The sequence below is a fragment of the Ferrovibrio terrae genome (assembly GCF_943372915.1).
GTDB lineage: Bacteria > Pseudomonadota > Alphaproteobacteria > Ferrovibrionales > Ferrovibrionaceae > Ferrovibrio > Ferrovibrio terrae_A.
In genome coordinates this window covers 43,871-69,791 of sequence record NZ_CALSAN010000004.1, presented here as the reverse complement: position 1 = coordinate 69,791, position 25,921 = coordinate 43,871, and the positions used below count along the sequence as shown (strand labels likewise).

26 protein-coding genes are annotated in these 25,921 nt (G+C 63.0%); 10 read left to right on the top strand and 16 right to left on the bottom strand.

Annotated features, from left to right (window positions below; translation table 11 throughout):
- Nucleotides 1–37: 37 nt before the first annotated feature.
- A complete protein-coding gene (locus tag AAG821_RS04140) occupies nucleotides 38–913 on the bottom strand; it encodes a YihY/virulence factor BrkB family protein (protein ID WP_341910580.1) in 876 nt (291 codons plus the stop codon).
- Nucleotides 910–2,952 carry an AsmA family protein gene (locus AAG821_RS04135; RefSeq protein ID WP_341910582.1) on the bottom strand — a complete coding sequence of 681 codons (2,043 nt, stop codon included), beginning with the start codon at nucleotides 2,950–2,952 and terminating at the stop codon, nucleotides 910–912. The genes AAG821_RS04140 and AAG821_RS04135 overlap by 4 nt, the downstream gene beginning before the upstream one ends.
- A gap of 127 nt (nucleotides 2,953–3,079) precedes the next feature.
- On the opposite strand from AAG821_RS04135, the gene AAG821_RS04130 reads away from it, so the two are divergent.
- Together AAG821_RS04130 and AAG821_RS04125 are read left to right on the top strand one after the other, a co-directional pair.
- Nucleotides 3,080–3,448 carry a hypothetical protein gene (locus tag AAG821_RS04130; RefSeq protein ID WP_341910585.1) on the top strand — a complete coding sequence of 123 codons (369 nt, stop codon included), beginning with the start codon at nucleotides 3,080–3,082 and terminating at the stop codon, nucleotides 3,446–3,448.
- A 54-nt stretch (nucleotides 3,449–3,502) separates the two neighbouring features.
- Complete coding sequence (locus tag AAG821_RS04125; RefSeq protein WP_341910587.1) at nucleotides 3,503–4,423, top strand: AEC family transporter; 921 nt, start codon at nucleotides 3,503–3,505, stop codon at nucleotides 4,421–4,423.
- Between the two features lie 3 nt (nucleotides 4,424–4,426).
- Here AAG821_RS04125 and era read toward each other — a convergent pair whose 3' ends face one another.
- From era to folK, 9 genes are all read right to left on the bottom strand, one after another.
- The gene (gene era / locus AAG821_RS04120) at nucleotides 4,427–5,353 is read right to left on the bottom strand and encodes a GTPase Era (protein ID WP_341910588.1); all 927 of its coding nucleotides are present in this window, start codon (nucleotides 5,351–5,353) and stop codon (nucleotides 4,427–4,429) included.
- The gene (gene rnc, locus AAG821_RS04115) at nucleotides 5,350–6,099 is read right to left on the bottom strand and encodes a ribonuclease III (protein WP_341910590.1); all 750 of its coding nucleotides are present in this window, start codon (nucleotides 6,097–6,099) and stop codon (nucleotides 5,350–5,352) included. The genes era and rnc overlap by 4 nt, the downstream gene beginning before the upstream one ends.
- Before the next feature lie 7 nt (nucleotides 6,100–6,106).
- The gene (gene lepB, locus AAG821_RS04110) at nucleotides 6,107–6,883 is read right to left on the bottom strand and encodes a signal peptidase I (RefSeq protein ID WP_341910592.1); all 777 of its coding nucleotides are present in this window, start codon (nucleotides 6,881–6,883) and stop codon (nucleotides 6,107–6,109) included.
- A gap of 81 nt (nucleotides 6,884–6,964) precedes the next feature.
- Nucleotides 6,965–7,387, bottom strand: a complete 423-nt coding sequence (acpS, locus tag AAG821_RS04105) for a holo-ACP synthase (RefSeq protein ID WP_341895262.1) — start codon at nucleotides 7,385–7,387, stop codon at nucleotides 6,965–6,967.
- Nucleotides 7,384–8,136, bottom strand: a complete 753-nt coding sequence (locus tag AAG821_RS04100; RefSeq protein WP_341910594.1) for a pyridoxine 5'-phosphate synthase — start codon at nucleotides 8,134–8,136, stop codon at nucleotides 7,384–7,386. The genes acpS and AAG821_RS04100 overlap by 4 nt, the downstream gene beginning before the upstream one ends.
- A gap of 10 nt (nucleotides 8,137–8,146) precedes the next feature.
- Entirely contained in the window at nucleotides 8,147–8,734 is a 588-nt protein-coding gene (pyrE, locus tag AAG821_RS04095; RefSeq protein ID WP_341910616.1) for an orotate phosphoribosyltransferase, read from the bottom strand.
- Between the two features lie 46 nt (nucleotides 8,735–8,780).
- A complete protein-coding gene (locus AAG821_RS04090) occupies nucleotides 8,781–10,946 on the bottom strand; it encodes a bifunctional (p)ppGpp synthetase/guanosine-3',5'-bis(diphosphate) 3'-pyrophosphohydrolase (RefSeq protein ID WP_341910596.1) in 2,166 nt (721 codons plus the stop codon).
- Between the two features lie 129 nt (nucleotides 10,947–11,075).
- A complete protein-coding gene (gene rpoZ, locus AAG821_RS04085; protein ID WP_341910598.1) occupies nucleotides 11,076–11,468 on the bottom strand; it encodes a DNA-directed RNA polymerase subunit omega in 393 nt (130 codons plus the stop codon).
- 117 nt (nucleotides 11,469–11,585) lie between these two features.
- Nucleotides 11,586–12,116: a 2-amino-4-hydroxy-6-hydroxymethyldihydropteridine diphosphokinase gene (gene folK / locus AAG821_RS04080; protein WP_341910617.1), complete on the bottom strand. Its 531-nt coding sequence runs from the start codon at nucleotides 12,114–12,116 to the stop codon at nucleotides 11,586–11,588.
- Between the two features lie 91 nt (nucleotides 12,117–12,207).
- Here folK and AAG821_RS04075 point away from each other — a divergent pair, with 91 nt between their 5' ends.
- Nucleotides 12,208–12,891 carry an NYN domain-containing protein gene (locus AAG821_RS04075; RefSeq protein WP_341895267.1) on the top strand — a complete coding sequence of 228 codons (684 nt, stop codon included), beginning with the start codon at nucleotides 12,208–12,210 and terminating at the stop codon, nucleotides 12,889–12,891.
- Nucleotides 12,892–12,912: 21 nt separating this feature from the next.
- A complete protein-coding gene (locus AAG821_RS04070) occupies nucleotides 12,913–13,560 on the top strand; it encodes a uracil-DNA glycosylase (RefSeq protein WP_341910600.1) in 648 nt (215 codons plus the stop codon).
- A 20-nt stretch (nucleotides 13,561–13,580) separates the two neighbouring features.
- Here the strand turns inward: AAG821_RS04070 and AAG821_RS04065 are convergent, their stop codons facing one another.
- Entirely contained in the window at nucleotides 13,581–15,170 is a 1,590-nt protein-coding gene (locus tag AAG821_RS04065) for an ABC transporter substrate-binding protein (protein ID WP_341910602.1), read from the bottom strand.
- A 90-nt stretch (nucleotides 15,171–15,260) separates the two neighbouring features.
- Between AAG821_RS04065 and AAG821_RS04060 the strand changes: the two genes are divergently transcribed.
- Together AAG821_RS04060 and AAG821_RS04055 are read left to right on the top strand one after the other, a co-directional pair.
- Entirely contained in the window at nucleotides 15,261–16,775 is a 1,515-nt protein-coding gene (locus AAG821_RS04060; protein ID WP_341910604.1) for a M81 family metallopeptidase, read from the top strand.
- Between the two features lie 100 nt (nucleotides 16,776–16,875).
- Nucleotides 16,876–17,775, top strand: coding sequence for a hypothetical protein (locus tag AAG821_RS04055; protein WP_341910606.1), 900 nt, complete (start codon nucleotides 16,876–16,878; stop codon nucleotides 17,773–17,775).
- Here AAG821_RS04055 and AAG821_RS04050 read toward each other — a convergent pair whose 3' ends face one another.
- The 4 genes from AAG821_RS04050 to dapA are packed head-to-tail and all read right to left on the bottom strand — an operon-like array spanning nucleotide 17,776 to nucleotide 20,939.
- Entirely contained in the window at nucleotides 17,776–18,780 is a 1,005-nt protein-coding gene (locus tag AAG821_RS04050; protein ID WP_341916216.1) for a zinc transporter ZntB, read from the bottom strand.
- Nucleotides 18,781–18,831: 51 nt separating this feature from the next.
- Nucleotides 18,832–19,503: a sulfite oxidase-like oxidoreductase gene (locus tag AAG821_RS04045; protein WP_341915901.1), complete on the bottom strand. Its 672-nt coding sequence runs from the start codon at nucleotides 19,501–19,503 to the stop codon at nucleotides 18,832–18,834.
- A gap of 31 nt (nucleotides 19,504–19,534) precedes the next feature.
- The gene (gene smpB / locus AAG821_RS04040; RefSeq protein ID WP_341915902.1) at nucleotides 19,535–19,996 is read right to left on the bottom strand and encodes an SsrA-binding protein SmpB; all 462 of its coding nucleotides are present in this window, start codon (nucleotides 19,994–19,996) and stop codon (nucleotides 19,535–19,537) included.
- 7 nt (nucleotides 19,997–20,003) lie between these two features.
- Nucleotides 20,004–20,939, bottom strand: a complete 936-nt coding sequence (gene dapA / locus AAG821_RS04035; protein WP_341915903.1) for a 4-hydroxy-tetrahydrodipicolinate synthase — start codon at nucleotides 20,937–20,939, stop codon at nucleotides 20,004–20,006.
- Nucleotides 20,940–21,134: 195 nt separating this feature from the next.
- On the opposite strand from dapA, the gene AAG821_RS04030 reads away from it, so the two are divergent.
- From AAG821_RS04030 to AAG821_RS04015, 4 genes are all read left to right on the top strand, one after another.
- Nucleotides 21,135–23,246, top strand: coding sequence for a lytic transglycosylase domain-containing protein (locus AAG821_RS04030; protein WP_341915904.1), 2,112 nt, complete (start codon nucleotides 21,135–21,137; stop codon nucleotides 23,244–23,246).
- A 3-nt stretch (nucleotides 23,247–23,249) separates the two neighbouring features.
- On the top strand, nucleotides 23,250–23,936 hold the full coding sequence (locus AAG821_RS04025; RefSeq protein ID WP_341915906.1) for a haloacid dehalogenase type II: 687 nt from the start codon (nucleotides 23,250–23,252) through the stop codon (nucleotides 23,934–23,936).
- On the top strand, nucleotides 23,933–24,799 hold the full coding sequence (locus tag AAG821_RS04020; RefSeq protein WP_341915907.1) for an alpha/beta hydrolase: 867 nt from the start codon (nucleotides 23,933–23,935) through the stop codon (nucleotides 24,797–24,799). The genes AAG821_RS04025 and AAG821_RS04020 overlap by 4 nt, the downstream gene beginning before the upstream one ends.
- Before the next feature lie 88 nt (nucleotides 24,800–24,887).
- Nucleotides 24,888–25,895: a threonine/serine dehydratase gene (locus AAG821_RS04015; protein WP_341915909.1), complete on the top strand. Its 1,008-nt coding sequence runs from the start codon at nucleotides 24,888–24,890 to the stop codon at nucleotides 25,893–25,895.
- Nucleotides 25,896–25,921: the final 26 nt, after the last annotated feature.

The following is a 25,921-nucleotide window of genomic DNA, read 5'->3' as shown; positions in this document are numbered from 1 at the left end:
GAGGCAAAAACACAGGGGACGGAGCATAGCCAGCAGGTCAGCGGTCGGCCAGAGCCTCGGACGGCGGCGGTGGCGGTTTTTTCATCCTGCGCCGCAGCAGGGCGGCATTGACCTCGGCGCCGAAGATGAAAAGCACGGCCGAAACGTAGAAGAACACCAGGGTGACGATCACCCCGCCCAGGCTGCCATAGGTGGCGCTGTAATTGCCCAGCCGGGCCACATAGAGCGAAAACAGCCCGGCCACGATCAGCCACAGCACCACGGTGACCAGCACGCCGGGCAGCAGGTCGCGCCAGCGCAGATGCCGCCCGGGCAGCCAGCGATGCATCGCCAGCAGGCCCGCCGTCAGCACCGCCGCGGCCAGGCCGTAGCGGGTGAAACCAAAGGCCCAGCGTTCCGCGTTGCCAAGCGGGAACAGCCACAGCAGCGCCTGCCAGATCAGCGGCCCGAGCACGATCAGCAGCGACAGCAGCAGGAAGATGAAACCGCCGAACAGGATGGCCCCCAGGCTGCCCAGCTTGATCATCCACCAGGGCCGCGGCTCATCGAAGCCATAGCTGGTATTGAGCGCAATCCGCAACGCATCGATGCCATTGGAGGCGATCCACAGCGCCCCGAGCAGACCCAGCGTCAGCAGGCCGCCATCGCGCCGGTTGAGCACTTCGTCAATCACCGGGCGCAGCGTGGCGCCGACATCCTCCGGCAGGATATCCAGCACGGCATGCACCGAGGCCAGGCTGCCGCCGTAATCGCCCAGAAAACCCGCCAGGGCGGCGAGGAAGATCAGGAACGGGAATATCGACAGCAAAGCGGTATAGGCGATATGGCCGGCCAGCTCGAAAGACAGGCTGTTGATCATGGCGCGGCCGGCACTGACCATCAGCCGGCCCAGACTGGGCAGCCGCAGGTTCATCCTGGCTGGCCCGGCTGAACCTGCTTCAGCAGCGCGATGCAGTCGCTGTCGCTTTCCAGGCCAGGTTCGATGAAGGCCAGGATGGACGCCAAGGGCGTGAGCAGCAGGCCGAGTGCCACGGCGCCCGCCGTCCGGGCAGCCAGCGCGCTGGCATCGAGGCTGATGCTGGGGCGGCTGAAGGCGCCGGTGATATTGATGGGCGTGCGGGCTGACAGCAGACTGGGATCCTTGGGATGCGCCTTGATCTTCAGCCCCAGCAATTCCTCCGCCAGGCTGATCCGGCCTTCGGCCGTCACCGTGGTATCGGAGGTATCGAGTACGAACAGCCGTGGCGTCATCATGCCGCTTTCGACGTTAAAATCGGCAGCGAAGCAACGCAACGGAATAGTGCGGTCGCCGCCGGCCCAGAAGCGGGCCGCTTCCGCCACATCAAGGCCGACCAGTTCCATCGCCAGATTGGACAGCGTACCGCCATTCATATGCAGCCGAATATCGCCATTGGCACTGCCCAGTGATTTCTGCACGGTATCGCCATAACCGGTCAGCCGAATACGGCCATCAATCCGGCCGCTGCCGGTATCCTTGAGGCCGGCCGAGTCCAGAAAGCGCTCGAGCCGAAACCGATTCAGCTTCACATCATACTGTGTCAGCACGACATTACTGCGCGCATCAATACGGATATCCGCATCGACCAGGCCGCCGGCAACGCCGAGCTTCAGCGGCCGCAGATGCAGCACGCTGTTCTCCAGCACCAGCTCGAGATCAACGCCGCTGAGTGGCGTATTCGGCGCTTCGATCTTGTCGCCGCGGAATTTCACCCTGGCATCGACCTGGCGCAGCTGTTCGACCGCCAATGGTGCATCAGGCAAGACGCGCGACGGCGCATGAACGGCGGGATTGGTTGCCTTGGATGCCGCAGCCTGTTTTTCACTCGCCGATGACGCCGCGATATTGGGTGCCCGCTCCGCTTCCGGTTTCAGGCCGATCAGCGGCCCGATATCACGGTAGTCCAGACTCTTCGAATGCAGATCGGCTTCGAGATAAAGCCGTTCGCGGCCGGTATCGATCCTGATGACACCGCCGAGATCGCTGTTGCCGACACGGCCGGCCATGTTTTCGATCCGCCAGATTGCACCATCCCGATACAAGCGGCCCTTCAGATCGTAAGGGGGCGTCATCGGCAACGGCACGCCGGTCATCACCTGCAACCTGCCCAGATCGGGACCGCTCAGCGCCACCTCGAGATCGAGGCCCTCGAACCGGATCGGATCAGCCAGCGTGCCGGAGATCCGTGCGATTGTCTGTCCGATCGTCAACTCGATGGTCAGCGGATAGGGTTCGTCGCCTTCGCGCAGCGACAGCAGCGAACCGCCGGTGAGGCGCAGCCGGAACGCCTCGCCATGCATGGTGCCGCGTCCACCCAGGCGAACGCGATCCCTGCCCTCGTTGTTGGCACCGAACACGGTGGCCAGCTCGGCATCAATATCGACGCCGGCCTTTTCGTCGCGATAGAGGAAACGGCCGTCTTCGATGCGCAGGCGCCCGATCAGCGGCATATCCGTGCGGTCTTCCGGCGCGGCCACGTCCTTGGCGACCGTCATACCAAGTGTCCAATTGGCCTCGCCATCTGCACGGCGTTCCAGCGCGATCTGCGGCTTCACCAGCCTGATTTCCGGCAGCACGGTACGGCCCCGCAGCAGCTGGCGCAGATCGACCACGATCTCGGCGCGCTCGAAACTGAGCAGCTCCTTCTCCCTCGCCCAGTCGGCATTGGCCATATGGAAGTCTTCGATCACGAAGCGCGGCGTCAGCGACCATTCTCCGCCCACACGGCCGTTGATCACGGTCTGCCGGCCGGTGGCGGCGGTGATGAAGTTCTGCGCCGGATTGCGCAGCCAGTTCCAGTCAAACAGGGCTGCCCCCACGACCAGGACAGTCACCAGCAGGCCGATAGCGCCCAGTACCCAGTGCCAGGGCCGCAGCCGACGGCCGGAACTTTGCGTTTCTGCTGCTTTTCCGGGGTTATCGGGGGTGATCATGGCCATCTCCAGTGGAATAACGAAACCTCCGCTATGTCCTTATGGTTCCGTGGAAAATGCCGGGTGTTCACGGAAAAATTAACCCGGGTTTAAGAATCGTTAATTCTGATCTGACACACTCAGTTACATGGGCGTCCAAAGTGAGATCGTGATCCCGCGTTACGTCGTGCTGACCAAGCTGGCGGGCAGCTGGATTCCGCGCGCCTCCCTGGGTGATGCCGAACGCGCCGAGGCGGAGGCGTTCCGCTGGCGCCGTATCTACGGCCCCGACCACACCCGTGTTGCCGAGTTCCTGCTGCCGGAAACCCGTTCATCGTCACTGCCCGCCATCGTGACCGTGCCGGTTCTGCCGGTGCGCGCTGCCACCGCCAGGCCACTGGTGGCGGATAAATACGAAGCCTGGCGCAATGCCGGCCTGCGGGCACTGGCGCTCTATCTCGGCTTCGGCTTCGCCACCCGCGCCATGGACCTGCTGATCCTGCTGGCCCAGCATTAGTTTCGCCGCAATCCTTAGGCTAGACTCGCGCAGCACCTCTCGCCCGAGTCCCGCATGCTTACCGTCATCTTCGCCATCATTCCGATCTTCCTGCTGATCGCGCTCGGCGGCGCGCTCAAGCGCTATAATTTCCCGGGCGACGCCTTCTGGCCGCTGGCCGACAAGATGACCTACTTCATCTTCTTTCCGGCCCTGCTGGTCGACAACCTGAGCAGTGCGCGGCTCGGCAGCCTCGATCCCACCGGCATGCTCGGCGCCCTGCTGGCGGTGATCCTGTTGCAGGCCGCGCTGGTCTACCTGCTGCGGCCGCTCGCACGGGTCGACGGCCCGGGCTTCACCTCGGTGTTCCAGGGCGCCGTACGCTTCAACACTTTTGTCGGCCTGGGTGCCGTGGCAGCGCTAGAGGGCGGCGCCGGCATCACGCTGTTCGCGGTGGCCATCGCGCTGGCCATCCCGGTGCTCAACGTGCTGTGCGTGCTGACCCTGGCGCGCTACGGCGCCCATGGGCAGAGCACCAGCTTCAAGGGCCAGGTGCTGTTCCTGGCCAAGAATCCGCTGATCATCGCCTGCCTGATCGGCATTGCCATGAACCTTGCCGATATCACTTTGCCCGCCGGCATCGCACCGGTGTTCAAGATGCTGGGCAGCATGGCAGCCCCCATGGGCCTGCTTACCGTGGGAGCCGGGCTGCAATGGGAAGCCGCGCGCAATGGCGGCCGCGCCGTGCTGCTGTCCTGCGCCCTGAAGCTGATGGTCTATCCGCTGATGCTCTATGGCGCGGCAAAGCTCTGGGGTCTGGGGCCGCTGGAAACCAAGGTGATGGTACTGTGGGGCACCATGCCGACTGCCAGTGCAAGTTACATCCTGGCACGACAGATGGGCGGCGATGCGCCGCTGGCAGCAGCCATCGTGACGGTCAGCACGATCCTCGCCTTCATCACCGTGCCGCTGTTCATGCTGCTGGTGGGCGTCTAGCGCTCACAGCTTGGGGAAATCGAGCCCCATGGCTTCGTAGCGCTCGGGATCGTCGCCCCAGTCCTCACGCACCTTGACGAACAGAAACAGGTGCACGCGACGGTCGAACTGCTCTTCCATGATCTTGCGGGCGAAGGCGCCGACGCGCTTGATCATCTGCCCCTTCTCGCCGAGCACGATCTTCTTCTGGCTTTCGCGCTCGACATAGATCACCTGGTCGATGCGGGCCGAACCATCCTTCTGGTCTTTCCAGTTCTCGGTCTCGACCGTGATTGCATAGGGCAGTTCGTCATGCAGGCTGCGATAAACCTGCTCGCGGGTGATCTCCGCCGCGAGGAAGCGCATCGGCACATCGGCCAGCTGGTCTTCCGGATAGAGCCAGGGCCCGGCCGGCATACGCCCGGCCAGATCGGCCCGCACGTCATCGACGCCGGTGCCCTTTTCGGCCGAGATCATGAAAATGCGCTCAAACTCGTAGGCTTCGCTCAGCTGCTTGGCCAGGCCGAGCAGCTTTTCGCGCTGCACGGCATCCACCTTGTTCAGCGCCAGCAGCACGTTGCGGCGCTTGCGGTCCTTCAGCGATTCAACGATGGCGCGACTTTCGTCATCGTAGCCACGTTCGGCATCGATCAGGAGCAGCACCACATCGGCTTCTTCAACGCCGCTCCAGGCGGCATTGACCATGGCACGATCCAGGCGGCGCTTGGGCGTGAAGATGCCCGGCGTATCCAGAAAAATGATCTGCGCATTGCCTTCCATGCCGATGGCGGTGATACGCGCGCGCGTGGTCTGCACCTTTTTCGAGACAATCGATATCTTCGCGCCGACGATCTTGTTCAGCAGCGTCGATTTGCCCGCATTCGGTGCGCCGACGATAGCGACATAGCCACAATGCTGTGCCGCCGGATCCGTTTTGATGTTCTCGGTCATACTTTCTCGGTGACTAGCCGGTCGAGCAAACGACCGGCCGCTTCCTGTTCAGCGGCCCGTTTCGAGCCGCCCTGCCCCTTGGCCGGCTCGCCACTGCCCAGCTTCACCGCAACAGTGAAGCGTGGTTCATGCGGCGGGCCTTCGGTGCTGACAATATCGTAGCGCGGCGCGGCCATGCCGCGGGCCGCGGCCCATTCCTGCAGGGCGGTTTTGGGATCCTTGGCGGCGCCATTGGAAACCTCGCCCAGCATCGGCTCCATATAGCGGCGCACGAAACGCTCGGCCACCTTCAGGCCGCCATCGAGATAGAGCGCGGCCACCACGGCCTCGCAGGCATCAGCCAGGATGGCCGGCTTGCCAGCGCCACCGGAGTCGCGCTCGGAGCGCGACAGCTGGATAAAGTCACCCAGCCCCAACGACTGCGCAAACCGCGCCAGGCTTTCCTGTTTCACCAGCGCGTTGTAACGCAGTGCCAGCTCGCCAGCCTCGGCCTGCGGAAACCGCTCGGCCAGCAGTGTGGCGACAACCAGCCCCAGCACGCGGTCGCCGATGAATTCCAGGCGATTGTAGTCGCGCACAGTGGGTGGCGTTTCCGGATTCTTTGCACGTGCCGACTTGGCACGGCTACGGCGTGGATTGGCCGACGGATGCACCAGGGCCTCTTCCAGCACCTTTGTATCGGCGAATTTATGGCCCAGCGCCTGCTGCAGTTGATCGAGCGCCGGTTTGCGTGAATCCGCGGTCACGCCAGCCTCAGTTGATACCGGTGAACATGCGATTCCAGCGCAGGGCGCCAAACCATGTCCACGGCTTGAGCAGCGAGGCGCTCTGGTCGATGGAAATCCAGCGGATCTCGGCACGGCCGATCAGGTGATCGGCGGGCACATAGCCCACACCACCCACTTCAACCGGCACGCGACTGTCCTGCGAATTGTCGCGGTTGTCGCCCATCATGAAATAATGGCCGGCCGGCACCGTGTAGACGCCAGTGTTGTCGCCGGAATTGTATTTCGACAGGTTCAGCGTGACGTACTGCGCACCATTGGGCAGGGTCTCTTCCCACTGCTCGATGCGCTCCTGTACGTTGCCGAAGCGGTCGCGGCGCTCGAAATCCTCGATCCGGCGACGCTTCACCGGCTCGCCGTTGATGTAGAGCGCACCGTCGCGCATCTGGATGCGGTCGCCCGGCAGGCCGATCACGCGCTTGATATAGTCAATCGAGGGGTCCTGCGGCCAGCGGAACACAGCCACATCGCCACGCTTGGGTGCCGAACCGAGGATGCGGCCCTCGAAGATCGGCGGGCTGAAGATGACCGAATACTTGCTGTAGCCATAGGCGAACTTGGAGACGAAGACATAATCGCCGACCAGCAGCGTCGGCAGCATCGACTCAGACGGAATGTGGAACGGCTCGTAGGCCACGGTGCGGATACCGACCGCGATCAGGACGGCGTAGACGAGCGTGCGCAGGCTGTCCCAGATGTCGCTTCCCCGCGCCTTCGACTTCGCCACCACCTGCTCCTGATCCATATAAATCAATCCCTTACGCGCATTTTCCGGTCCGCCGGACCGGCATCAAGCCGTCTTCCGACCGGCAAAGTCAAGCGCTGGCTAGGGCGTTGAACTGACTGGTGATTTGGGGCGGGCGGAGATGATGACAATGGCCTGGGCGAGCGGCGGTTCGTCGGTCAGCGACACCTCGATCTGGGCCTCGTAACCGGCGGGTAACAGGCTCTCCAGCCGGGCCAGGGCGCCGCCGGTCAGCGCCATGGAGGGCTTGCCGCCCGACAGGTTGACCACGCCCATGTCGCGCCAGAACACCCCCTTGCGAAAGCCGGTGCCGAGCGCCTTGGAGCAGGCCTCCTTGGCGGCATAGCGTTTGGCATAGGACTCGATGCGGGTCAGCGGCCGACGGTCGGACCGCGCTTTCTCCAGCGGCGTGAATATCCGGTCGAGAAACCGGTCGCCGAAGCGGGCGATGGTTTTCTCGATCCGCCGGATATCGATCAGGTCGGAACCCAGGCCGATGATCATGCCGACTTCGCAGTGAGGCCGCGTGCGTCGTTCATCAGGGCGCGCATGCGGCGGATGGCGCCATCAAGTCCGCCGAAGATCGCCTCGCCGATCAGGAAATGGCCGATGTTGAGTTCGACCACGGTGGGGATCGCGGCAATCGGCGCCACGGTCTCGAAATTCAGGCCATGGCCGGCATGGCATTCCAGCCCCAGCGTTTCGGCATGGGCAGCGGCATTGCGGATGCGCTCCAGCTCGACGATCTGCTCGGCGCCCTCGGTTTCGCAATAGCGGCCGGTATGCAGCTCGATCACCGGGGCACCGAGCGCCTTCGCCGCATCGAGCTGCTTGAGCGAGGCCTCGATGAACAGCGACACGCGGATGCCGGCGGCCGAGAGTTTGGCAACCATCGGCTTCAGGTGGTCGAACTGACCGGCGGCATCCAGGCCGCCTTCGGTGGTGCGCTCCTCGCGCCGCTCCGGCACGATGCAGGCTGCATGCGGTTTGTGGCGCAGCGCGATGGCCAGCATCTCTTCGGTGGCAGCCATTTCCAGATTCAGCGGCAGGCTGATCTCGGCCATCAGGCGGTCGATATCGCCATCGGAGATATGCCGGCGATCCTCGCGCAGATGGGCCGTGATGCCATCGGCACCGGCCGCGGCTGCCATCTTGGCGGCGCGCACCGGATCGGGATGCCGGCCGCCACGCGCGTTGCGGATGGTGGCAACGTGATCGATGTTGACGCCCAAACGAAGCATGCGCGCAGTCATGGACGGTCTCCTATTTCAGGCCACGCGAGCCGGGTTTGATGGCCGGAATCTTCTGCAGCTCCGGCGGCAGGGCATCGGCCGCGTAGGACGGCACCTTGTAGCCGCAGAGCGCGAACAGCGGCACGCCCAGATCGACCTCGCCATCGGAACGGTCGACGATACAGGAGGCGGCAACGGTCACGCCACCATGCTCCTTAATGCACTCGATACATTCACGGCTCGACTTGCCGGTGGTGACCACGTCTTCCGCCATCAGCACGCGGGCGCCGGCGGGAATATCGAAACCGCGGCGCAGGGCAAACTTGCCATCCACGCGTTCGGTGAAGATCGCGGGTACGCCCAACTGGCGCGCCAGTTCATAGCCCACCACCACGCCCCCCATGGCCGGCGAGCAGACTAGGTCGACCGGCTTGGGGCCATATTTGGCGCGCAGCATATCGGCAAGCGCCTTGCAGAGCGCCTCGGCGCGCTCGGGGTACATCAGCACCCGGGCCGACTGCATGTAGACCGGGCTGTGCAGGCCCGAGGTGAGCAGGAAATGGCCTTCCAGCAGGGCGCCGGACTCCCGGTAATGCCGCAGCACGTCTTCACGATTCATCGTCACGTCGTTGTCTTCCCCGGTGTTTCAGATACGCAAACAAGGTTCAGCTGCGGGCGCGCTCCACCGAGCTGATGACAGCGGTGGCGCGCAGGGCCGCGATGATGTTGGTCAGGTGCTTCACGTCACGCACCTCGATATCGACGAACATCTCGAAGAAATCGGTGGTGCGATTGGTGATCTTCAGGTTGGTGATATTGCCCTTGTGCTTGGCGATGATGGTGGTCACCGCACTCAGCGCACCGGGCTCGTTGTTGATCAGCAGGTTGACGCGGCCGACATGGCCATGGGCCTTCTCGCCATCGGATGGCGGATCCCAGGCCAGATCGATCCAGCGTTCGGGCTGTTCGGCAAACTGCTCCAGTGTCTCGCAGTCGATCGTATGGATGGTCACTCCCTTGCCGGTGGTGACGATGCCGACAATGCGGTCGCCCGGCAGCGGGTGACAGCAGCCGGCGAAATGCATTGCCATGCCCGGAATCAGGCCGCGGATCGGAATGCCGCCGACCTTGCCCTGGTCGGACTGGCGATGCGGACGCGGCAGTGGTGGCGCCTTGTCGGCCTCGTCGTCCTTCTGGCCGGGGAAGACGATGTTCAGCACCTGTCGCGAGGTCAGGTTCCCCTCGCCCACGCCGACATAGACATCATCGGCCTTGTTCAGCTTCAGCACCTTGACCACCGGCTCCAGCACCTTGTCGGTGACGGCGGCATCATGCTCCTTGAAGGCCTTGACCAGGATCGCCTTGCCCAGTTCCTGGTACTGCCCACGCTGCTGCTGGCGGATAAAGCGGTTGATGCAGGACTTGGCACGACCGGATTTGACAAAATTCAACCAGGTCGGATTGGGCGCCGGCACTTTGGAGCGCAGGATTTCCACCTGATCACCATTGCGCAGAACCGCCCGCAGCGGCACGACACGACCATTGACCTTCGCGCCTACGGCGGTGTCGCCCACATCGGAATGCACCGCATAGGCAAAGTCGACCACGGTGGCATCACGCGGCAATGCAATCAGGTCGCCCTTCGGCGTGAAGCAGAAGACCTGATCCTGGAACATGTTGAGCTTGGTATGCTCAAGGAATTCTTCCGGATCGGAAGTCTGGTCGAGGATTTCCAGCAATTCGCGCAGCCAGCGATATTGCCGCGCCTCGGCTTCCGGCGCCGGCGCATGACTGCCGCCATTCTGCTTGTACTGCCAATGCGCGGCCACGCCGAGATCGGCGATGGTATGCATTTCCTTGGTGCGGATCTGGATTTCGACGCGTTTGTTCTCCGGGCCGATCACCGTGGTGTGCAGGCTGCGATAGCCATTCTGCTTCGGTGTCGACAGATAGTCCTTGAACCGGCCAGGTACCGAGGGCCAAGTCTGATGTACGACGCCCAGCGCGTGATAGCAGGCCGCCACATCGGGCACGACCACGCGGAAGGCCATGATATCGGAGAGCTGCTCGAACGCGATGTTCTTGCGCTGCATCTTCTCCCAGATCGAATAGGGTCGCTTCTCGCGTCCCGAGACCCAGGCATCGACATCCTGTTCGGCCAGCGTGCGCTTCAGTTTGTCGACAATACGATCGACCAGGCTGCCGCCTTCCGTGCGCAACTGGTCGAGGCGAGCGATGATCGAGGCGCGGGCATCGCCATTCAGTTCGGCAAAAGCGAGATCTTCCAGTTCCTCGCGCAGATCCTGCATGCCGATGCGATCGGCCAGCGGGACATAGATTTCCATCGTCTCCTTGGCGATGCGGCGGCGCTTGTCAGGGTCCTTGATGAAATGCAGCGTACGCATGTTGTGCAGCCGGTCGGCCAGCTTGACCAGCAGCACCCGGATGTCGGTCGACATCGCCAGCAGCAGCTTGCGGAAATTCTCCGCCTGCCGCGTGCGATCCGATTGCAGTTCGATGCGCGACAGCTTGGTGACGCCATCGACGAGCCGCAGCACATCGGCACCGAAATTCTTCTGGATCTCTTCCGGCGTCGCCACCGTGTCTTCCAGCGTGTCATGCAACAGGCCGGTGGCGATGGCGGTGGCATCGAGTTTCATGCCGGCAAGAATGCCGGCCACCTCGACGGGATGTGAGAAATACGGATCGCCCGAGGCACGCTTCTGCGACCCGTGTGCCTTCATCGAGAACACATAGGCGCGATTCAGCAGGTCCTCGTCCGCAGCGGGATCGTAGGCGAGAACCTTTTCCAGCAGTTCAACTTGACGCATGACACGCGGGCGCATTGTCTTTGGTCCGTTCTCCGCCCTCCGGCAAACGGTTGTTCCTAAAGACTTATTTTGAGCTAATTTGCGCCCGGGACAAGCCCAGGGGGCGGAAAAAGGCTAAATAGGTGCCGATTACTCTTCGGTCGGGGCCGGTTCGGCCTCATCGGCGACATCATCATCGCCATCGACCTCGTCAATCGACATGCCTTCGGCGAGATCTTCATTGTCCTGCGGGACACCGGCCCACTCGCCCGACTGCATCAGGGCGGCCATGTTGTCCTCTTCCGGCTCGTCGACTTCCGGGCTGTCCTGCATATCGCCGATCATGCGCTGGCGCAGACCCTCGATATCCACCGTTTCATCGGCGATTTCACGCAGCGCCACGACCGGGTTCTTGTCATTGTCACGGTCCACCGTCAGGGCCGCACCGGTGCCGATCGCGCGGGCGCGCTGGGCAGCGATCAGAACCAGCTCGAAGCGGTTCGGGATCTTGGTGACGCAATCTTCGACGGTGACGCGGGCCATAGGTTACCCTCGGGCAAAACAGGTGAAAAAACGGCGAAGCGCGTTCTTAAGGGCGTTTCGACGCGGTTGCAAGGGCCTCATTGAAGCAGAAAACGTGCTCCTGACCCAAGAAAATCATTATAACCTATTGATTCTTAAAGGCTCTGCTGCCGATATGAGGGCTGGCAGTCCCGCTCCGGTCACCGGATGGCGCCAGTCTGGCGCGATTTCCTGCAGCGGCAGCAGCACGAACAGCCGTTCTGCCAGCCGGGGATGTGGCAGACTCGGCTCACCCGCCACGATCCCGCCTGCCTGCTGCTGGCCGCGATAATCGATCAGATCGAGATCCAGCACCCGTGCTTCCCAGCGGTCCTGCCGAACCCGACCGCAGGCGGATTCGATGGCATGCAACCGCGCCAGCAGTTCGGTCGGCGACAGGTCCGTTTCCACCTCGATCACACCGTTGATGAAATCAGGCTGGGTCGACGCCGGCTGCGGACCGGATTGCCACCATGAAGAGCGCCGCAAGACCGAGATACCGTCAGGCGCGAGCAGATTCAGTGCCGCCTCCAGTGTGGCGCGCGGTTTACCATAAGCGGCGCTTGGCAGATTGGCGCCGAGCGCGATAAAAATTCCGCCAGGGTTTGTTACACGGTTTCTACTTGCCATCTGCACCGCAGAGTCTAAACACTTTCAGCATAACGTTTCACATACCGCGTCAGCGTGTTTTCAGCAAAGTCATAGAACAAAGGAATAGGCAATGAAGTTTTATCAGCAAGAGCGCGTCGCGCTGTTCATCGATGGCGCCAATCTGTATTCCGCCGCCCGCAGCCTTGGGTTTGAAATCGACTATCGCCGCCTGCTCGACAGCTTCCGCAAGGAGTCGCATCTGGTGCGCGCCTTCTACTACACCGCGCTGGTCGAGGATCAGGAATATTCGCCGCTGCGCCCGCTGATCGACTGGCTGGATTACAACGGCTTCACCATGGTGACCAAGCCGGCCAAGGAATACACCGATGCTATGGGGCGCCGGAAGGTGAAAGGCAACATGGATATCGAGCTGGCCATCGATGTGATGGAAATGGCTCCGCATATCGATCATGTCGTGCTGTTCTCCGGCGACGGCGATTTCCGCCGTCTGGTCGAGGCCGTGCAGCGCAAGGGCGTGCGCGTCAGCGTGGTCAGTTCCACCCGCACTCAGCCGCCGATGGTGGCCGATGAACTGCGCCGCCAGGCCGATACCTTCATCGAGCTGCAGGATCTGATGCCCAAGATCATGCGCGATCAGGCCTCGCGCGACCAGTCGCGCACTGCCGGCGTGCATGCCACGCTGCGCAGCGGGCAAAACCAGAATCCGGGCAATGTGGCGCCGTCCAGCCCGGCGCATGCGATGGACGATTTCGACGAGATCGACACTGCCGACCCGCGCAAGCATCTGCGCTGAACCGGCCAGCCGTCCGCCCCGATGTCTGCCCCCGCCCCCGCTCTGCCGGGCCACGATTGCCCGCTCTGCCCGCGTCTGGTCGAGTACCGCACAGCCAACCGTGCGACTTTCCCGGACTTCTTCAACGGCCCGGTGCCGCCCTGGGGCGATGTACAGCCGCATCTGCTGATCGTCGGCCTCGCGCCCGGCGTGAAGGGCGCCAACCGCACCGGGCGGCCGTTCACCGGTGACTATGCCGGCGACCTGCTCTACAGCACGCTGATAAAATACGGCTTCGCCAAGGGCGAGTTCAAAGCCGACCCGAATGACGGCCTGCAACTGGTGCGCTGCCGCATCACCAATGCGGTGAAATGCGTGCCGCCGGAAAACAAGCCGACACCGGCCGAAACCAAGACCTGCATGAAAAACTTTCTGGCCGGCGAAATCGCCGCCATGACAGAGCTGAAGGCGATCCTGGTACTGGGCCAGATCGCCCATATCGCGGTGCTGGATGTGCTGAAGATCAAGCGCGCCACGGCGCCCTTTGGCCATGGCGCCGAACACAGACTGGCCAGCGGCGCGACGCTGTTCTCCAGCTATCACTGCTCACGCTACAACACCAATACCGGCCGCCTCACCACCCCGATGTTTCACGCGGTGTTCGACAAGATCGTGAAGGCGACCGGCTGAGGGGCCAGATCGGACCCGGATCAGGCCTTGGGCTTCATCATCAGCGCATTGAAGCGCCGCTCCGGCCGCGGTGTGATGACGACATTGGCCTTGCTGGCCATCTCGGCATTCGGATGGAAGATCGGAATGATCGCCTGTTCTTCCATCGAAATCTCGATGGCAGCCTGCACCAGTGGTTTGCGTTTCACCGGGTCCATTTCCGCCTGTGCCTTCTCGATCGCCGCATCGATATCGGTATGGGAGAAGCGCGTGCGGTTGGCCGTGCCATAGATGCCGCCGGGCGTATGCACCAGGGCGCGCGGGCCGATCGACGCATCCTCAGTGCCGTATTGCGCCATGAAGGTTGAATATTCCTGCTTGGTCGCCTGGCTGAAGAACACCGTACCGGGCAGTGCCTCGACGCTCACCTGCAGGCCCAGTCGTGTCCAGGCCTGACCGACCGCCTGGGCGATATCCTTGTCCTTGGGGTAACGGTCATTGGTGGCATGCAGGGTGATCTTGAAGCCATTGGCATAGCCGGCTTCCTTCATCAGGGCCTTGGCCTTGTCGAGATCGAAGGGATCGACCTTCAGCTTCGCGCTGGTGCCATCAAAGCGTGATGGCAGGAATTGCGAGGCCGGCACGGCCGAACCGTCCAGGATACGGTCCACGATCAGTTTGCGATTGATGGCGAGCGACAGTGCCTTGCGCACCCGCTTGTCCTTCAGCGGATTGCCCAGTAGGGCCGGCTGGCCATCCTTGGCCGAAATGAAGGGGCTGACATCGCGCGCGGCATCCATGGCGATATACTGGACTGTGGCCGACGTGCCGCTGGTGACGGTGAACCGCTTGTCCTGCTTGATGCGCGGAATATCGAGGGTCGGCACCTCGTCGATGGCATCCACGTCACCCGACAGCAGGGCGGCGATACGCCCGGCATCGCCCTTGATGACGCGTTCAGTCACCTTCGCCCAAGGCTGCTTTGCGCCCCAGTATGCATCATTGCGAGTCAGCACCAGTTGCTGACCGTTCACCCATTCCGCCACCTTGTAGGGGCCGGTGCCGATAGCTGCGCCCGCAGCACCGTTGTTGAAATCGGCCGTGCTGGCGGCGACATGCTTCTTGGAAATGATGAAGACGCGCGCCAGATCGGATGCCAGGGTCGGCGTCGGCGTTGCCGTCTTGAAGCGGATCTTGTGGTCGCCCAGCTTCTCGCTGCCAATGATCGAACGGCTGAACTGCGTGAACGGATTCGGGCTGTTCGGCACCTTCGGCACGCGTTCCAGCGTGGCGATCACGTCATCGGCAGTGAAAGCCGAGCCATCGTGGAATTTCACGTTCTGCCGCAGGTCGAATTCCCAGGTCAGCGGGTCGATATTGCGCCAGGCGGTGGCGAGGCCGGGTATCAACCGCAATTCGCTGTCCAGTGCCAGCAGCGCATCGAAGATCACGCTGTGCGACGAGCCCTGCGGGAAACCGTTGAAGAAATGCGGATCGAGCGTGTTGAGTTCGAGCTTGGTGCCGATCACCAGCGTGGGGCCACCCTGGGCGAAGGCATTCGATCCAATGCCGGCTGCCGCCAGAGTCGCAAGCGTTCCACCCATGAACAGGCGGCGGGAAACTGGAAGCATTCCGTTTTTCCTTCTGGTTTTTGGTCTCGCGTCGGACCTATAACAATCGCCTTCGCTTTCAGTGTCAATCAGATAGGGTGACATAGAACCATGCCGCGCAGGTATCGCATCGCCATTGGTGGCTTCATGCTGGAGAGCAACGGTCATGCCCCGGTTTCGACGCGCGAGGAGTTCGCCGCAAGCGTCCATCTGGAAGGTGATGCCCTGCTGGCCGACCTCGCCAGCGCCAATCCACGCAGCCCGACGACATTAACCGGCTTTACCGCTGAAATGGACCGGATTGCTGAGTGGCAGCCGGTGCCGCTGGTGATGGCCGCCGTGGGCGCGTCAGGTCCGGTGGACCAGCCCTTCTTCGATGAAGTGGTCGAACGCATGCGCCAGTTGCTGCGTGCCGCCGGTCCGGTCGACGCCGTTTTCCTGTCGCAGCACGGCGCTGCTACAGCGACTGTGGATATCGATCCCGATGGCACGGTGTTCCGCGCCGTGCGCGAGATTGTCGGGCCGGATGTTCCGGTGGTTGCGACGCTGGACCTGCATGCCAATGTCAGCCCGGCGATGGTGGACCTCGCCGATATCCTGGTGGCCTATCGCGAGAACCCGCATACGGACATGCCTGAGCGCGGCGCCGATTGCGCCCGCCATCTGAAGGCCATGCTGGGCGGCATGAAGCCGCATGCCGCCTTCGTAAAGCTGCCCTTCATTCCGCCCTCGACCAGCCAGAATACCAAATCCGGGCCCTATGCGGATGTGATCGCCTATGGCCAGAAGCAGGTTGGGAATGGCGTGATCGATGTCTCGGTGTCATCGGGCTTTTCACTGGGCGATACACCGAAGAACGGCATGTCAGTGATCGTGACTGCAACCGACAAAAAGCAGGCCGATACCGTGGCCCGCGATGTCGCCGCTTACGCCTGGAGCCAGCGCCAGCGCTTTATCACACACCTTACGAGCCTGGAGCGCTGCACCGAGATGGCACTGGCCTGCAGCCGCGATCCCGGCAAGCCATCCCTGCTGTTTGCCGATGTCGCCGATAACCCGGGCGGTGGTGGACGCGGCAATACCAGCTTTATCCTGGCCGCCTTCCACAAGGCCGGCGTCACCGGCTGCGCCATCGGGCCGGTATTCGATCCGCCGCTGGCAGCGGAAGCACATAGGTTGGGCGTAGGTGCCACATTCGTGGCCCGCTTCAATCGCGATGAAACCACCACCTTCTCCGATCCTTTCACGGCAGAGGGCAAAGTGGTGGCACTGAGTGACGGTCTGTTTGTCGGCCGACGCGGCATGGCGGCCGGCCGCACGCTGGATATGGGGCCGGCGGCTCTGGTGCAGGTTGGTGGCATCCAGGTGGTGGTGATGACCCATCGCCATCAGGCGCTCGATCCGATGTTCTTCGAGACCTTTGGAGTCGACATTGCCAAGCTGCGCTGCCTGGTGGTGAAGTCGCGTGGGCATTTCCGCGCCGGCTTCGACATCTTCTTCCCCGATGACCGCATCATCGAGGTCGATGTGCCCGGCCTGACCACGCCGGTGCTGCAGAACGTGCCCTGGCGACAGGTGCCGCGGCCGATCTATCCGCTCGATCCGGAGATGACCTGGGCGCCATAAGGCGCCCATCTTTTTAAGAACATATTGGCAACACTGAGGCGGAGTGGTAAAATGCTCATTCATATTCATATATTTCAATCACTTATTCAGGTATTCCGTTATGGAACAAATCAAGAATTCCTCCATTCCAGACACTGAAACCGTATTCAGCCATCTCAACCGCGCCTTTGGCCTGGACGCCGCCATGCAGCCGTTCCTGGAGCATCGCTCGGTGCTGCAGCGCTACGATCTGGCCATCGACCTGGCCGCGCTGGAACAGGCCTGCCGCGCGGTGGTCGGCACCCACCGCCTGCGTGGCTTCCGCAATACGGCAGACGATGTGGTGGGGCCCGCTTATGGCTCACTGTCGTTGACCTTTAACCCGGATATCCCCGGCGATCCGCATGCCGCCACGCTGGGCTCGGCGCATCTGCGCAATGGCGAATACTTCTATGCCACTGCCAGGACCCAGGCGCAGATGCCAAAGCTGAAGGGCGACTACTATGACAGCTACGGTTTCCGCGCCCTGACGCCGGCGGCACAACATGGCGCGCTAGGCGACCTGATGCGCGGCTTCACCCTGCCGGTGATCCGATCACGCCTCAGCGTGATTCCCGGCAACAATCCGGAAGCCATGAAAGCCAGCTACGGCTGGCATCGCGACGAAAGCATCTTCCACAATCTGCGCATCAACATTCCGGTCTGGACCGCGCCGGAATATCTGCTTGAGATCGAAACAGTCCTAAGCACACCTGAACCCGGCTCGGCGACGGCGCAGCGCCATCACCTGCGCCATGGCTTTGCCTGGTCGTGGGACACCAACATGCCGCACCGGGTTTTCTCTACGGCGATGACAGCACAGTCGCGTTGTCATCTGGTGGTCGGGCTGGCGCCGTGGTTCGACTATGATCCGACGCTGGACACCTGGTCACCCAACGCGCATTTCGGCCGCGTGCACCCGCATGACCTGATTGCCGAGGGCCTGGCGCATCCACTGATCCGTGCCGGGGTCAGGCGATGATCAGAACCACTTCATCTTGCGCAGCAGCCACACCTCGGCGATCAGCAAGCCAATCGTGGTGGCACAGACAGCGCCGAATGCCCAGGGTTGATCGGCAAACGGAATGCCGGCGACATTCACGCCAAGCAGGCCGGCAATCAGGCTGGGCGGCAGCAGAACCGCGGTCAGCGCTGTCAGGCGGTTGGTGGTCTGCGCGATCTGCTCGCTCATCAATGTGGTCAGGTCTTCGTGCAGGATGGTCAGGCGGTCGCGCAGGGAATCCAGCGTTTCCACGCTGCGCAACACCTTGTCGGTCAGTTCGCGCAGGCGCTGGCGATCACGCGGCATGATCCAGCTCGCCCCGGCGCCCTGCAGGCGGAACATGGCTTCGCGCTGCGGCGCCATATAGCGGCGCAGCGCGATCACCCGCCGGCGCATGTCGCTTAATTCGCCCCGCGCCTCGCGCACATCGCATTCCTCGATCTGGTGATCGAAGGTGTCGACCTCGTCTTCCAGCTGCTCAAGGATCGGCTCGATATACTTGAAGACCCGCCGGGCGATCTTGGTCAACAGGTGGCCGACATGCAGCGGCCCCTGCCCCTCGCCCAGTTCTTCGCGAATGTCGCGCAGGGCATGCAGGTAGTGATCCTTGTCGCGCAGCGAGATCATGCGCGTTTCGTCGGCCCAGAGATGGATCGGCACCAGGTCGAGCGTGTTTTCATGCGGATCGCGATTGACCCCGCGTAGCACCGCGATCAGGCCAGAGGCCATTTCCTGGATGCGCGGGCGCGACTCTTCGGCCAGCAGCGCATCGCAGACCACCATGTCGAGACCGCTTTCCTCGCGCAGCCATTTGGCAGCCGTCGGGTCGTCGCGTTCCAGATGCACCCAGATCACGCCCTGGGCCGGCCGCCAGTGGCGCACCTCATCCCAGCCGACCTCACGCGCACCGCCAGAGCCGTCCATGATAAGGGCGAAGCGCAGGCCAGGATGCTGGCCGTAAATCAATCCACGCTGCTGGTCCATGCGTCCCCCGACTCCACGCCCGCCTCCTGAACTGACTCAGTCCGAGCAGGCTCAGCCGTAACGGTCTTCCTTCCACGGATCGCCGGTATTGTGATAGCCGCGCACTTCCCAGTAGCCCGGCGCATCGCGATCCAAAAACGCGATATGCTTAACCCACTTCGCCGATTTCCAGAAATAGAATTGCGGCATGACGATCCGCACCGGCCCGCCATGCTCGCGGGTCAGCGGCGATCCCTCCCAGGAATGGGCCAGCAGCACGTCGGAGGCCGCAAACATCTCCAGCGTCACGTTGGTGGCGTAGCCGTCATAGGACTGAAACACGACATGTTTCACCTCGGGCCGCGGCTTCACCAGCTTGAGGAAATCGCGCGCCAGCACGCCGGACCAGCGGTTGTCGTAACGCGACCAGGCAGTGACGCAATGGATATCGGAAACACTGTCGCTCTGCGGCAGGTCGAGGAAGTCGTTCCAGTCGAGCTTGACCGGCTTCTCCACCAGGCCGCCGGCGGTCAGCTGCCAGCGGTCGAGCAGAATATTGGGCTGCACGCCAAGGTCGAGCACCGGCCAGTCGCGGGTCAGGCGCTGGCCGGGCGGCAGGCGGCGCTTGTCGGGGGATGAGGTTTCACCGGTCAGCAGCCGGCCGTCTTTGGCCCATTGCTGCTTGGAGGCGATCAGCTTGTCCTTGATCTGGCCGAGCAGCCCGGGTTTGTACTCGTCGCTCATCGCCTCGCCTCCGTCTGGTCTGGCCGCAAACCTAGTCCTTGGTCTTCAGCAGCCGGTGCTGCTCGCGCTTCCAGTCGCGTTCCTTTTCAGTCGCGCGCTTGTCATGCAGCTTCTTGCCGCGCGCCAGCGCCAGCTTCACCTTGGCCCGGCCACGCTCATTGAAATATATGGTCAGCGGCACCAAAGTCACGCCGCCACGCTTCAGCGCGCCGATCATCTTGTCGATCTCGCGATGCTTGAGCAGCAACTTGCGCTGCCGGCGCGGCTCATGATTGAAGCGGTTGGCGCCGTGGTATTCCGGGATATGCGAGTTGATCAGCCAGATCTCGCCGCCCTGCTCCGCCGCATAGGCGTCCTGGATGCTGGCGCGACCGTCGCGCAGGCTCTTCACCTCCGAACCGACCAATGCCACACCGGCATCAAAGGTCTCGTCCAGATGATAGTCGTAACGCGCCCGGCGGTTTTCGGCCACCGTGCGCGGTTGCTGAGCCATGTGGGCCTTACTTCTTCTTTTTCTTGCCGGCCTTGGCCTTGGACGCCGACTTGCCGCCCTTGGCCTTCGGTCCGGTCAGGCCAAGCTGCTTGACCAGCACCTTGACGCGATCCGTGGTCGCCTTGCCCGGCTTCACCAGCGGCAGACGCACCTCATCAGAGCAGATGCCCAGCATGGCGGCGGCATACTTCACCGGACCGGGGCTGGTCTCGGCGAACAGCGCGCTGTGCAGCGGCATCAGCTTTTCCTGGATCGCCAGCGCCTTGGCATGATCGCCGGCGAGGCTGGCTTCCTGCATCTGCGACACCAGCTTCGGCGCGATGTTGCCGGTCACCGAAATGCAGCCGGTGCCGCCATGGGCGTTGAAGGCCAGTGCGGTGGTGTCGTCACCATCCAGCTGGCAGAATTTTGCGCCCGAGGCGATGCGCTGCTTCAGCGGACGCTCGATATTGCCGGTGGCATCCTTCACACCGCGGATGCGCGGCAGCTTGGACAGCGCCGCCATGGTCTCGACCGACATGTCGATCACGCAGCGCGGCGGAATGTTGTAGATGAAAATCGGAATCTTGGTGGCGTCGTGGATCGCCTTGTAATGGGCGAACAGGCCGGCCTGGGTCGGCTTGTTGTAATAGGGCGTCACGATCAGGGCGGCATCGGCGCCGGCTTCCTGGGCATGCAAGGTCAGCTCGATCGCTTCATCGGTCGAGTTCGAGCCGGTGCCGGCCATCACCGGAACGCGGCCGTGCGCCGCCTCGATGCAGATTTCGACCACGCGCTTGTGTTCGTCATGACTGAGCGTCGGGGATTCGCCGGTGGTGCCAACCGGCACCAGGCCGTGCGTGCCCTGGGCAATCTGCCATTCGACGAAGTCGCCGAATGCTTTCTCGTCCACTTGCCCCTTCTTGAACGGGGTGATGAGTGCGACGAACGAGCCCTTGAACATGGTAGTTCCTTTACCTTTGCGCGTTACCAGATAGATGTGCCGCGACCTTACCCGCGCCGGCTGCCCCCATCAAGGGCAAGCCGTGCTTTTGCACGGGCCTGCAGACTGCTATCATCTATCTGGAATTGCGAAAGATTCGCCGTGCTGCTGGATTGTATCAATTGTCACTCTGCCGCCTGGAAACGGGGCCTGACCATGGCCCTGACGGCCGGGCTTGTGCTCGCCTGGAGTGTTCCGGCCCTGGCGCGCCAGCCGCTGCCCGAGACAAAGCCCGTGGCCGAACTGGCCTCGACCTCGGCGGACGTCCCTGTGCCCTCCGCCAAGCCCCGGCGCGGCACCCCGCCCGCCAAGCCGGAGCAGACCAAGCTGCCGGCCCAGCATGAAATCCTTAGTGCCAGCGACCGCGAGATCGGCCGCAAGGCCCTGCAGGAGGCCGCCGCCTACCGGTTCGACGCTGCCCGGCGCATCGCCGCCACGGCACGAGAGCCGATGATCGCCCAGTTGACCCGATGGCTGTGGCTGCAGTCGGCCAACAGCGGCGCCAGTTTTGACGAGATCACCACCTTCATCGAGACCAAGCCCGACTGGCCGGCCCGCGAGGCCCTGTTGCGCCGCGCCGAGGAAGCCATCGACGGCTCGACCGGCGACGGCCGCATCATCGCCTGGTTCGATGCCCATCCGCCGGAGACTGGCCTCGGCCTGCTGCGTCTGGGCGAAACACTGCTAAGGCTCGGTCGCGAAAAAGACGCCTTTCCGGTCATGCGCCGCGCCTGGGTAGACGGCAATCTGGCCCTGCGCGATGAAAAAGTCCTCTGGGCGGAATTCGGTCATCGCTTCACCGCAGCCGACCACGCCGCGCGCACCGATCGCCTGCTGTGGGATGGCAATATCGAAGCTGCCCGCCGCATGCTGCCGCGTCTGGATGCCGATGCCCGTCAACTGGCCGAAACCCGGATTGCGCTGGCCAACAATGTCGCCGGCGCCGAGAAACTAGTTGCGGGCCTGCCAACGCATCTGCGCGACGATGGTGGTCTGAATTACGACCGCCTGCGCTGGCAGCGCAAACGCGGTATGGATGATGTGGTCGAAGCCCTGCTCTACAACGCACCCGATGACCTGGGCCGCGCGGAGAAATGGTGGGTCGAGCGACATTTCCGCGCCCGCAAGGCAATGGCCGAAGGCCGCATTTCGGAAGCCTATCGCCTGGCCGCCGGCCATGGTGTGAAGGGCGGCGCGGCAATGGCCGATGCCGAATGGCTGGCCGGCTGGATCGCGTTGCGCCTGCTGCAGGAGCCGAAGGCAGCCCTCAAGCATTTCACCGCGCTGCAGGATGCCGTGCGCTTCCCGGTCAGCCTGTCGCGGGCCGCCTACTGGCTCGGCCGCACCCATAAGGCATTGGGTGACGCCGAGCAGGCACGGCACTGGTACAGCCAGGCCGCCCGGCATGGCACCACCTTCTACGGCCAGCTCGCCGCCCATGAGCTGGACTCAAAAAGCCCACTCGACCTGCCCGATGCGATCCAGCCGTCACCGGATGCCGTGAAGCATTTCCAGCGCCGTGAAGTGGTGCGGGCCGCGCAGATCCTGGTCGAACTGGACATGGAAGAGCGGCTGCGGCCCTTCATCATGCGGCTGGTGAATACAGCCAATACGCCGGAAGAGCATAAGCTGGTGGCGCAGCTGGCGCGCAACCTGCGCCGTGTCGATCTTGCCGTCGCCTCCAGCAAACGCTCGGCTCGGCAGGGCGTGATCCTGGTGCAGGAGGCTTATCCGCTGGTCGAACCGATGCTGCGGGTGGACGAGCCGGAAACGGCGCTGGTCCTCGCCCTCGCGCGGCAGGAAAGCGAATTCAATCAGACCGCCGTTTCGCCAGTCGGCGCCCGCGGCCTGATGCAGCTGATGCCGGCGACGGCCAAAGGCGTTGCCAAGGATCTGAAACTCAACTTCGACCAGGGCCAGCTGACGCAGAACGCCTCCTACAATGTCCGCCTCGGCTCGTTTTACCTGAAGGGCCTGCTGCAGAACTGGGACAACAATTATGTTCTGGCGCTGGCTGGCTATAACGCTGGCGAAGGCCGCGTGCGCCGCTGGATCAAGGACTGGGGCGATCCGCGCCAACCCAATGTCGATGTGATCGACTGGATCGAATTGATCCCCTTCACGGAAACCCGCAACTACGTGCAGCGCGTGCTGGAAGGCGTGCAGATTTACCGCACCCTGCTGCATAGCCAGCCCGGCAGCATCGACCGGATGTATACCGATATGCGCGGCCTGCCGCGGCAGGCCTGCAGCACGGCGCCCTGCTGATCCATGACAGCACCGCTGGGGATCAAAGCCTGCCTGTTTGATGCCTACGGCACGCTGTTTGATGTCAGCGCAGCAGCGCGTGCACTGGCCACCGACATCGGGCCGCAGTGGCAACCCCTGGCCGACACGTGGCGGGCCAAGCAACTGAACTATTCGTGGCTGCGCAGCCTGATGGGGGCGCATGTCGATTTCTGGCAAGTGACGGCCGATGCGCTGGATTATGCGCTCGACGCGCATGGCTTAAGCCGCCCTGACATGCGGCAACGCCTGCTCGACCTGTATTTCAACCTGGCCTGTTACCCTGAAGTGCCCGCGATGCTGCGCCAGCTCAAAACAGCCGGGCTGGTGACCGGTATCCTGTCGAACGGGGCCCCGGCCATGCTGGAAGCTGCCTGCCGTTCGGCCGGAATTGCCGATCTGATCGACCATCTGATTTCGGTAGAGGAGGTCGGAATCTACAAGCCCGATCCGCGGATCTACCGGCTGGCGATGGAACGGCTGGTCCTGCCCGCCCCGGCCATAGCCTTTCACAGCAGCAATGGCTGGGATATTCACGCCGGCAAACGCGCCGGGTTCTTCGCCATCTGGATCAACCGCAGCGACCAGCCCGCCGAACGCCTGCCCAATCCGCCTGATGTGGTTCTGCACAATCTGAGCGATGTACCGGCCGTTCTGGGGGTGGCGGTATGAGCGATCCGGGTTTCAGTGAACACACATTCCACAGCCATGATGGCCTGCGGCTCTATTACCGCGACTATGGGGACCGCCTGGCAAGTCGCACCCCATTGCTGTGTCTGACCGGGCTGACGCGGAATTCCAACGACTTCCACGAATTCGCGACACGCCACGCAGCCATACGGCGTGTGATCTGTCTGGATTACCGCGGTCGCGGTCGCTCGGCCTACGATCCCGATCCGATGCATTACGAGCCCACTGTCTATCTCAATGACATTCAGCATCTGCTGGCCGTGACGCATGTGGCGCGTGTTATTGTCATGGGCACGTCGCTGGGTGGCATCCTGACCATGGCGCTGGCCGCTGCCGTGCCGACATTGATGGCAGCGGCGATTGTCAATGACATCGGCCCCGATGTGAAAGAAGACGGTCGCCAGCGCATTGCCGGCTATGTCGGCCATGAACTGCGCCCACCGTCCTGGAATGATGCCATCGCGCATCTGCAGCAGAACTATATCGGCGCCTACCCCAAACTCGATACCGCCGGATGGCAGCGGATCGCGCGCGGCACCTTCACCGAGGACAAGGCCAGTGGCGGGCTGAAGCTGGATTACGACCCGCACATCGCCGCCGCGCTCAAGGCGCAGGCGAGGCAGCCGCTGCCCGATCTCTGGCCCCTATTCCGCAGCTTGCGGCCACTGCCTCTCCTGGCTTTGCGCGGTGCACTATCCGATATCCTGACCGCCGATACTTTCGTGCGCATGAAACGCGAACATGCCGGCATGATTGCCGTGACTGTGCCCGATGTCGGCCATGTGCCCATGCTGGATGAACCGGTCGCCGAAACCGCCATCGACGCCTTCCTTGCAGACCTGTAACCCTGCAGCCTGCATGCTATAATCCAGCGGTCTGCTGCCGGGTTATCGGGGTCCGGCGGCCTCCCTCTACAGCAACAGAGAGCCACCGATGAACGCGCCTGCCAAACTGCCAGTCCTGCCCACCGTCAGTGACGTAGAAGATGCCGCACGCCAGTTGCGCGGTATCGCCGTCCGCACCCCTTTGCTGGAAAGCCAATTTCTGAATGAGCGCCTGGGCGGCCGGCTGCTGATCAAGGCCGAGCCTCTGCAGGTGAGCGGATCGTTCAAGTTCCGCGGCGCCTATAACCGGATCAGCCGTCTGAACGCCGAGGAACGCAAGCGCGGCATCGTCGCCTTCTCATCCGGCAATCATGCGCAGGCCTGTGCCTGGGCCGCCAAGCTCTGTGGTACGCCGGCTGTGATCGTGATGCCGAGCGACGCCCCCAAAATCAAGATCAGCAATACCCGCGCCTATGGCGCCGAAGTGGTGCTCTACGATCGTCATAAGGAAGATCGTGAAGCCATCGGCCGGCGGTATTCCGACGAGCGCGGCATGATCCTGGTGCCGCCGTTCAACGACCCGCATATCATCTGCGGCCAGGGCACCATCGGCCTGGAGATCGCCGCACAATGTGCCGAGCGCGATATCAAGCCCGATGCGGTGCTGGCACCGGCCTCCGGCGGCGGCCTGATCTCGGGTGTCGCGCTGGCGATCAAGGATCGTCTGCCGGCAACGGATGTGTATTGCGCCGAACCGGACCAGTTCGACGATATCGACCTTTCGTTCAAGGCGGGCAAGATCACCAGCCATGCCGGCAAGGGCAACACCTTCTGCGATGCCCTGATGGCGCCGCATCCGGGCGACATCACCTTTGGCGTGATGAGCGCCAATCTGAAGGGCGCGGTTTCCGCCACCGATGCCGAAGTCGAAACGGCCATGGCAACCGCGTTCAACTATTTCAAACTGGTGGTCGAGCCCGGCGGCGCGGCAGCCCTGGCATCGGTGCTGAACGGCAAGGTTCCGTGCGCTAACCGCACGGTGGTAGTTGTCTGTTCCGGCGGAAATGTTGACTCCGCACTCTACTCCGCCATCATCGCCCGCACGCCGCCGGTCTGAACCCTGGCGGCGTTTGTTCCACTCGG

Bases quoted from the DNA above. Each gene is read 5' to 3' on its own strand.
- AAG821_RS04140 (WP_341910580.1), bottom strand. From the start codon at position 913: ATGAACCTGCGGCTGCCCAGTCTGGGCCGGCTGATGGTCAGTGCCGGC.
- AAG821_RS04135 (WP_341910582.1), bottom strand. From the start codon at position 2,952: ATGATCACCCCCGATAACCCCGGAAAAGCAGCAGAAACGCAAAGTTCC.
- AAG821_RS04130 (WP_341910585.1), top strand. From the start codon at position 3,080: ATGGGCGTCCAAAGTGAGATCGTGATCCCGCGTTACGTCGTGCTGACC.
- AAG821_RS04125 (WP_341910587.1), top strand. From the start codon at position 3,503: ATGCTTACCGTCATCTTCGCCATCATTCCGATCTTCCTGCTGATCGCG.
- era (WP_341910588.1), bottom strand. From the start codon at position 5,353: ATGACCGAGAACATCAAAACGGATCCGGCGGCACAGCATTGTGGCTAT.
- lepB (WP_341910592.1), bottom strand. From the start codon at position 6,883: ATGGATCAGGAGCAGGTGGTGGCGAAGTCGAAGGCGCGGGGAAGCGAC.
- acpS (WP_341895262.1), bottom strand. From the start codon at position 7,387: ATGATCATCGGCCTGGGTTCCGACCTGATCGATATCCGGCGGATCGAG.
- AAG821_RS04100 (WP_341910594.1), bottom strand. From the start codon at position 8,136: ATGACTGCGCGCATGCTTCGTTTGGGCGTCAACATCGATCACGTTGCC.
- pyrE (WP_341910616.1), bottom strand. From the start codon at position 8,734: ATGAATCGTGAAGACGTGCTGCGGCATTACCGGGAGTCCGGCGCCCTG.
- AAG821_RS04090 (WP_341910596.1), bottom strand. From the start codon at position 10,946: ATGCGTCAAGTTGAACTGCTGGAAAAGGTTCTCGCCTACGATCCCGCT.
- rpoZ (WP_341910598.1), bottom strand. From the start codon at position 11,468: ATGGCCCGCGTCACCGTCGAAGATTGCGTCACCAAGATCCCGAACCGC.
- folK (WP_341910617.1), bottom strand. From the start codon at position 12,116: ATGGCAAGTAGAAACCGTGTAACAAACCCTGGCGGAATTTTTATCGCG.
- AAG821_RS04075 (WP_341895267.1), top strand. From the start codon at position 12,208: ATGAAGTTTTATCAGCAAGAGCGCGTCGCGCTGTTCATCGATGGCGCC.
- AAG821_RS04070 (WP_341910600.1), top strand. From the start codon at position 12,913: ATGTCTGCCCCCGCCCCCGCTCTGCCGGGCCACGATTGCCCGCTCTGC.
- AAG821_RS04065 (WP_341910602.1), bottom strand. From the start codon at position 15,170: ATGCTTCCAGTTTCCCGCCGCCTGTTCATGGGTGGAACGCTTGCGACT.
- AAG821_RS04060 (WP_341910604.1), top strand. From the start codon at position 15,261: ATGCCGCGCAGGTATCGCATCGCCATTGGTGGCTTCATGCTGGAGAGC.
- AAG821_RS04055 (WP_341910606.1), top strand. From the start codon at position 16,876: ATGGAACAAATCAAGAATTCCTCCATTCCAGACACTGAAACCGTATTC.
- AAG821_RS04050 (WP_341916216.1), bottom strand. From the start codon at position 18,780: ATGGACCAGCAGCGTGGATTGATTTACGGCCAGCATCCTGGCCTGCGC.
- AAG821_RS04045 (WP_341915901.1), bottom strand. From the start codon at position 19,503: ATGAGCGACGAGTACAAACCCGGGCTGCTCGGCCAGATCAAGGACAAG.
- smpB (WP_341915902.1), bottom strand. From the start codon at position 19,996: ATGGCTCAGCAACCGCGCACGGTGGCCGAAAACCGCCGGGCGCGTTAC.
- dapA (WP_341915903.1), bottom strand. From the start codon at position 20,939: ATGTTCAAGGGCTCGTTCGTCGCACTCATCACCCCGTTCAAGAAGGGG.
- AAG821_RS04030 (WP_341915904.1), top strand. From the start codon at position 21,135: ATGGCCCTGACGGCCGGGCTTGTGCTCGCCTGGAGTGTTCCGGCCCTG.
- AAG821_RS04025 (WP_341915906.1), top strand. From the start codon at position 23,250: ATGACAGCACCGCTGGGGATCAAAGCCTGCCTGTTTGATGCCTACGGC.
- AAG821_RS04020 (WP_341915907.1), top strand. From the start codon at position 23,933: ATGAGCGATCCGGGTTTCAGTGAACACACATTCCACAGCCATGATGGC.
- AAG821_RS04015 (WP_341915909.1), top strand. From the start codon at position 24,888: ATGAACGCGCCTGCCAAACTGCCAGTCCTGCCCACCGTCAGTGACGTA.